Here is a 237-nt window from a genome sequence, read left to right as displayed (position 1 = left end):
AATGGAAAGCCGTGAGCTGGCGCAGCGGGACGAAAGGTCGGCTGAAAGCCCGATTTGCTGCTCTCCGTGTCCGCACCGCCGACGGCCCTCCTCAGCGGATTTGGGATAAAGGTCAGCAGCATCTCCCCGGCGACGAAGCCTGGCTCATTGGCGAGCAACGTGCCTCAGGGGAGAAGAAATACTATCTCGCCAACCTGCCTGCGTCGACGGATCTGCGCACATTGGCCGCCACTATCA

At 61.2% G+C, this 237-nt stretch carries 1 pseudogene; it reads left to right on the top strand.

Annotated elements, in window-relative coordinates:
• Positions 1–237, top strand: a pseudogene (locus FNJ47_RS48895) (IS701 family transposase); the annotation flags it as partial.

The sequence above is a fragment of the Bradyrhizobium uaiense genome, from assembly GCF_010811875.1.
Taxonomy (GTDB): Bacteria; Pseudomonadota; Alphaproteobacteria; order Rhizobiales; family Xanthobacteraceae; genus Bradyrhizobium; species Bradyrhizobium uaiense.
This window is presented reverse-complemented; position numbering and strand designations above follow the sequence as displayed.